This window comes from Pseudoalteromonas sp. TAB23, from assembly GCF_000498075.1.
Classification (GTDB): Bacteria; Pseudomonadota; Gammaproteobacteria; order Enterobacterales; family Alteromonadaceae; genus Pseudoalteromonas; species Pseudoalteromonas arctica.
Genome location: NZ_AUTP01000175.1, coordinates 1 through 7,020, shown reverse-complemented (window position 1 = coordinate 7,020; position 7,020 = coordinate 1). Strand labels below are relative to the sequence as shown.

Below are 7,020 nucleotides of genomic sequence, written 5' to 3'. Positions count from 1 at the left end.
CTGTACGTGCCATTACAACTAATACTTCGGTTTCGCCCGCGCCCGATATAAACATTTTTGAGCCGTTAATAACGTACTCATCACCTTCAAGTACGGCTTTTGTTTTAAGTGATGCGGCGTCTGAACCCGACCCTGGCTCTGTTAAACAGTAAGAGGCAAGTAACTCGCCCATTACTAATTGCTCAACGTATTTGTCTTTAACTGCATCGGTACCAAAACTTGCTACCATCCAGGTGGCCATATTATGAATGGTCAACATGGCCGTTGTTGCGGTACAGCCCATAGCAAGCTGCTCAAAAATAATGCTCGAATCTAAACGTGATAAACCAAGGCCGCCCGCTTCCTCTGGCGTGTATAAACCACAAAAACCAAGCTCGCCTGCTGCTTTAATCGTGTCTTTAGGAAAAATATGTTCGCGATCCCATTTTGCTGCATAGGGGGCAAGTTCTGACTCGGCAAATTGGCGTGCTGTTTGAGCAAAGGCTTGTTGATCTTCAGATAAGTTAAAGTCCATGTTAGACCTCTTTAATTGTGTAAGTTATGTTAGTTGTGTTGTTAGTGTTTCCCGTAACGGGAGTAGTTCGTGACGAGCGGCGAAGGCTTATGTGTGTGTTGTGTGTGAAGTAGCCTTCGCGCCCATCTTTATTATTAATTATTCTTTTATTTACTCATTTTTTAATTACGATTATTTTAAGTTAATGCTCATGTTTGGACCCGAAGCAATGTCGTCTTCAAACCAACGTGAGGTAATCGTTTTAGTTTCTGTGTAAAAACGAATGCCTTGTTTACCGTACGTGTGTGTATCGCCATAAAACGAGCCTTTCCAACCAGTGAACGAAAAGAACGGAAGTGGCACCGGAATTGGCACATTAATACCTACTTGGCCTACTTCAATTTCGTGTTGGAATTTACGAGCCACTGCGCCGCTTGACGTAAATAACGAGGTACCGTTACCGTAAGGGCTGTCGTTAATAAGTGCGATTGCTTCATCAAGCGTGTCTACAAACATACACGCCAGTACTGGGCCGAATATTTCTTCTTTGTATAAATCCATTTCTTTGGTTACGTCAGTAAATAACGTTGGGCCAACCCAGTTACCTTGCTCATACCCTTCAACCGTAAAGTCAGAACCATCAATTAAACAAGTAGCGCCTTGCTCTTTACCACCGGCAATGAGTGATAAAATACGTGCTTTTGCTGCTTTTGATGTTTGTGGACCGTATGCTGCATTTGCATCATCCCACACGCCTGGGCGTACATTTTCAAAGCCTGCTTTAATTTCATCTACCCACTGACTTGCTTGGCCTACAAATACAGCAACCGAAATCCCCATACAACGCTGACCAGCAGCACCGACCGATGCGCCTACTAAGTTATTTACAACGTGCGATTTACTTGCATCAGGCATAATAACCATGTGGTTTTTAGCACCAACACACGCTTGCACGCGTTTAAGATTTTGTGTGCCTTTAGAATAAATATAAGCACCTACACCACACGAGCCAACAAACGAAATAGCACGCACTGCTTTATCTTCTAATAGGCGGTCTACTTGTGGTTTTGTACCGTGAACAACTTGTAATACGCCTTTTGGTGCGCCGGCTTCAATAAATAGCTCTGCTAAACGCATTGGTGTAAGTGGATCTTGCTCAGACGGTTTTAAAATGAAGGTGTTACCACACACAATAGCCAGCGGGAACATCCAAAGTGGGATCATTGCAGGGAAGTTAAACGGGGTAACACCTGCACACACGCCAAGTGGCTGCATGTAAGAATACGTATCGATTTTACGCGCTACGTTTTCCATTGTTTCACCCATCATTAATGATGGCGCGTTAGCGGCTTGTTCTACTACTTCAATACCACGCCAAACATCGCCTTTTGCATCTTCAAACGTTTTACCCAATTCGTGGCAAATAATGGTAGCAAGCTCATCGTGATGTTCTTTTAATAGCGCCGCGTACTTCATCATAATGCGAGCACGTTCAGTAATGGGTACGTCTTTCCATGTTTTAAACGTTTCAGAGGCTGAGGCAATTGCCGCGTCCATTTCTGACTCGGTGGTACATGGCACTTGTGCAAGTACTTCTTGAGTCGCTGGGTTTATAACATCGATAAGCTCTTTTGATGCTGATTGAATAAATTCGCCATTAATAAGTAGTGGTACTTGGTGCATGATTAAATCCTAGTGTGTGAGTTGTGTGTTCTCTTTTAAAATTGGTAGCGCCGCTTTGTTAGTATTATGAGTGCAGCGCCTTTATAGTTATATTCGTTAAAGTATTCGTCTAGCTATTCATGTAACCCTAATTAGTAAGCTTCTACGGCCATAGCAACCGCTTCACCGCCACCAATACATAAAGACGCAATGCCTTTTTTAAGGCCTCGGTTTTTAAGGGCATGAATAAGCGTTACTAAAATACGCGCGCCGCTTGCACCAATTGGATGACCCAATGCACATGCACCGCCGTTAACGTTTACTTTGCTTTCATCAAGTTTTAACTCGTTAATAGCCAGCATGGTTACCATGGCAAATGCTTCGTTAATTTCCCAAAGGTCAACATCGTTTACAGCCCAACCTGCTTTTTCAAGCACGCTGCTTATTGCACCTACTGGTGCTACAGTAAATTCACTTGGTTTTTGAGAATGCGTGCTGTGCGCCACAATTTTACAAAGCGGTGTTAAGCCCTGCTCTTTTGCTTTTGATTCGCTCATTAATATAAGCGCTGCGCCACCGTCTGAAATTGACGATGAATTAGCCGCTGTAATAGTGCCGTCTTTTTTAAAGGCTGCACGTAGGCTTGGAATTTTTTCTGGGCGGGCGTTACCTGGTTGCTCGTCAATCGAAACTGTTACATCGCCTTTGCGTGTTTGCATCGTGTGCGGTGCAACTTCGTTATCAAAGCTACCATTTTGTATCGCGGCTTTAGCTTTACTTAATGAGCCTAATGCAAACGCATCCATTTGCTCACGACCAATGCCGTACTCGTCGGCGGTGTCTTGTGCAAAACAACCCATTGCTTTGTTATCGTAGGCGTCTTCAAGGCCATCGCTCATCATGTGATCTTTTATTTCGCCGTGACCCATACGCATTCCGCCACGCGCTTTTGGAATAAAGTACGGTGCGTTTGTCATGCTTTCCATGCCACCGGCAATAGCAGATTGGATAGAGCCCGCTTTAATTAAATCGTTTGCAAGCATGGCGGCTTTTAAACCAGAGCCACATACTTTGTTAATTGTTGTAGCGCCAGTGCTAAGTGCAAGGCCTGCTTTTAACATTGCTTGGCGTGCGGGCGCTTGCCCAAGGCCTGCTGGTAATACACAGCCCATAATTACTTCATCTATTGCATCATTAGCTAAACCAGTTTGTGCAAGTGCACTGGCAATGGCAGTAGCGCCAAGCTCGGTAGACTGCGCATCACTTAACGCTCCCATAAAACCACCCATTGGGGTGCGTTTTGCTGCTACAATTACCACTGATTCTAAAGTCATAACTAACTCCGTTGTAATTTAATGCAAATAATTGTTAGTATATTTGCTCTATTAATTTAGTATTCATTTATTATTTAATACCTACACAATACTAACGTTTACGCCAACGTCAACTAAAAACAGCTTAATTTTTAGTTTTATAAGTGTAAGCATTATTTTCCAGCTGTTAGGCCACACTGAGGAAATAAAATTAACCTACTGAAAATTAATAAAATAATTCAACTCTTCGCGCCAACACTCCTTTATAAATAGTTTCAAAACACACCAAGCTTTACCTTTACGTAAACTTCACTTATATTGGAGTTATTCGAATGAGGTAAATACAATTATGAAACCAGATAATCAAACAAACTTTGCAAGCTCAGCCAAAATGCCGGCTAGTAATGAACAAACATTTAGCATTAGCGAACTCGCTAAAGAATTTGACATTACAACCCGCTCTATTCGCTTTTACGAAGATCAAGGGTTAATAACCCCAGAGCGTAATGGTCAAACACGTATTTATTCAAAACGCGACAAAGTGCGTTTAAAACTAATATTACGTGGTAAACGATTGGGCTTTACGCTTGCTGAAACAGGCCGTTTGTTTGAACTGTACGACGCTGATAAGTCGAGTGCTAAGCAGCTGGTTACCATGCTTGATTTAATAGCCGATAAAAAGTCTGACCTATCTCAACAAATGGACGACATTAAAGTTGTTCTTATGGAGTTGGTGACGGCCGAGCGCCGCTGCAGAGACACGCTTAATAAAATAGACGAGTAAGTTTATTTTTAAAATAACAACACACTGACAACACACACGTCACACAGGAATGAATCATGAGCACTATTTCACTATATAAAGAAATGAACTTTGGCCTTGGCGAAACCGCCGATATGATCCGCGACCACGTAAACAGTTTTGCGAGTCAGGAAATTGCCCCGCTTGCTGAAAAAACTGACTTAGATAACGCTTTTCCAAATCAACTTTGGACTCAAATGGGCGAAATGGGCGTACTAGGTATGACCGTATCTGAAGAACTTGGTGGCGCCGGTTTAGGTTACTTAGAACATGTTATTGCTATGGAAGAGATTAGCCGTGCCAGTGCCTCTATAGGTTTAAGCTATGGAGCACATTCTAACCTGTGTGTTAATCAAATTAACCGTAACGGCACACAAGCTCAAAAAGAAAAATACTTACCAAAGCTTATTAGTGGCGAGCACATTGGTGCTCTTGCAATGAGCGAGCCTAATGCGGGCTCTGACGTTGTATCGATGAAACTTAAAGCCGAGAAAAAAGGCGATAAGTACATTTTAAACGGTAATAAAATGTGGATCACCAATGGCCCAGACGCACACACACTCGTTATTTACGCTAAAACAGATTTAAACGCCGGCGCTAAAGGCATTACCGCATTTATTGTTGAGAGCAACTTTCCTGGTTTTTCTACGGCGCAAAAGCTCGACAAACTGGGCATGCGCGGCTCAAACACCTGTGAGCTAGTATTTGAAAACTGCGAAGTGCCAGAGGAAAACATTTTAGGTAACTTAAACGAAGGCGTTAAAGTACTTATGAGTGGCCTTGATTACGAACGCGTAGTACTTGCAGCAGGCCCGCTTGGAATAATGCAGGCATGTATGGACATAGTAGTACCGTACATTCATGAGCGTAAACAGTTTGACACCCCTATTGGTCAATTTCAGTTAATTCAAGGCAAAGTAGCCGACATGTATACACAAATGAATGCTGCACGCTCATATGTGTATACGGTAGCTCGCTCTTGTGACCGTGGCGAAACAACCCGTAAAGATGCTGCCGGTGCCATTTTATATGCCGCAGAGCTTGCGACTAAGATGGCGCTTGATGCGATTCAAATTTTAGGTGGCAATGGCTACATAAACGAATACGCAACAGGTCGCCTGCTGCGCGACGCCAAATTATACGAAATTGGTGCAGGTACATCAGAAATACGCCGCATGCTTATTGGTCGCGAACTTTTTACAGAAAGCCGTTAAGGATTAAACCATGACGATTTTAAAATCGAGCGTTAACCCTCACGATCCAACGTTTGTGCTAAACCATAAAAACATGTCGGCGCTGGTTGACGATTTACGCAGTAAAGTAGCAACAATTAGCCAAGGCGGAGGCGCGGCATTAAAGGAGCGCCACGAAGGCCGTGGTAAATTATTTGTTCGCGACCGTATAAGTACATTAATTGATGAAGGCTCACCGTTTTTAGAAATTTCACAATTTGCTGCCTTTGGTGTGTACGAACAAGCAATACCGTGCGCCGGTGTTGTAGCCGGTATTGGCCGTGTTAAAGGCATTGAATGCATGATTATTGCAAACGATGCCACGGTTAAAGGCGGTACGTATTTTCCGCTTACCGTTAAAAAGCATTTACGCGCACAAGATATCGCCGAGCGTTGCCACTTACCGTGTATTTATTTGGTGGATTCAGGCGGTGCTAACCTGCCTGAGCAAGATGATGTATTTCCGGATAAGCTGCATTTTGGTCGTATTTTTTACAATCAAGCCCGTATGTCGGGTAAAGGTATTCCACAAATTGCCGTGGTAATGGGTTTATGTACCGCAGGTGGTGCATACGTACCCGCTATGGCCGATGAAAGCATTATTGTAAAAGATCAAGGCACTATATTTTTAGCAGGCCCGCCCCTTGTAAAAGCAGCAACGGGCGAAGAAGTAACAGCCGAAGAACNCGGCGCCGATGTGCACTGTAAAGTGTCGGGTGTTGCCGATCACTACGCTGAAAACGATGCTCATGCGCTTTCTATTGCGCGCCAATGTATTGAGCGTATTAATTACACGCGCCCTACAGCGCCGTTACTTAAACAAGAGCTAGAAGATGTAAAACCACCGCGTTACGATATTAATGAGCTTTACGGCATTGTAGGCACCGACCTTAAAAAGCCGTTTGATGTACGCGAAGTAATAGCGCGCACAGTAGATGACTCATCATTTGATGAATTTAAACGCTATTTTGGTGAAACGTTAGTCACCGGCTTTGCCAGCATTTATGGCAACCCCGTTGGTATAGTGGCTAATAACGGTATTTTATTTAGTGAGTCGGCGCAAAAAGGCGCGCACTTTATTCAGCTGTGTGCTCAGCGCAATATTCCTTTAGTGTTTTTACAAAATATTACCGGCTTTATGGTGGGTAAAAAATACGAAGCCGAAGGCATTGCAAAGCACGGCGCTAAAATGGTGATGGCGGTTTCGTGTGCTGATGTGCCTAAATTTACAGTACTTATTGGCGGCTCTTACGGCGCAGGTAACTATGGAATGTGTGGCCGTGCATTTGAACCAACCATGATGTGGATGTGGCCTAATGCCCGTATTTCAGTCATGGGCGGCGAGCAAGCAGCGGGTGTAATGGCGCAAGTTAAACAAGATGGTTTAGCACGCAAAGGTCAAAGCATGAGCGAGCAAGAAATCAGTGACTTTAAAAAGCCAATTATTGATCAATACGAAGAGCAAGGTCATCCGTATTACGCCAGCGCACGCTTGTGGGATGACGGTATTATAGACCC

At 43.7% G+C, this 7,020-nt stretch carries 6 protein-coding genes; 3 read left to right on the top strand and 3 right to left on the bottom strand.

Annotated elements, in window-relative coordinates; all coding sequences use genetic code 11:
* The 3 genes from L654_RS0108350 to L654_RS0108340 all read right to left on the bottom strand — a co-directional run.
* Positions 1–514, bottom strand: a 514-nt coding sequence (locus L654_RS0108350) for an acyl-CoA dehydrogenase family protein (protein WP_024607769.1), incomplete at its 3' end; no start/stop codon positions are given.
* Positions 515–685: 171 nt separating this feature from the next.
* Positions 686–2,176, bottom strand: coding sequence for a CoA-acylating methylmalonate-semialdehyde dehydrogenase (locus L654_RS0108345; protein ID WP_007376568.1), 1,491 nt, complete (start codon positions 2,174–2,176; stop codon positions 686–688).
* A gap of 131 nt (positions 2,177–2,307) precedes the next feature.
* Positions 2,308–3,489, bottom strand: a complete 1,182-nt coding sequence (locus tag L654_RS0108340; RefSeq protein ID WP_024590172.1) for an acetyl-CoA C-acyltransferase — start codon at positions 3,487–3,489, stop codon at positions 2,308–2,310.
* A gap of 328 nt (positions 3,490–3,817) precedes the next feature.
* On the opposite strand from L654_RS0108340, the gene L654_RS0108335 reads away from it, so the two are divergent.
* The 3 genes from L654_RS0108335 to L654_RS0108325 form a co-directional block, all read left to right on the top strand.
* Entirely contained in the window at positions 3,818–4,252 is a 435-nt protein-coding gene (locus L654_RS0108335; protein ID WP_007580242.1) for a MerR family DNA-binding transcriptional regulator, read from the top strand.
* A gap of 56 nt (positions 4,253–4,308) precedes the next feature.
* Positions 4,309–5,484 (top strand): isovaleryl-CoA dehydrogenase, encoded by a 1,176-nt coding sequence (locus L654_RS0108330; RefSeq protein ID WP_024592404.1) that lies wholly within the window; start codon positions 4,309–4,311, stop codon positions 5,482–5,484.
* A 10-nt stretch (positions 5,485–5,494) separates the two neighbouring features.
* Positions 5,495–7,020 (top strand): carboxyl transferase domain-containing protein (locus L654_RS0108325; protein WP_024607768.1); only part of this gene is annotated, 1,526 nt, incomplete at its 3' end.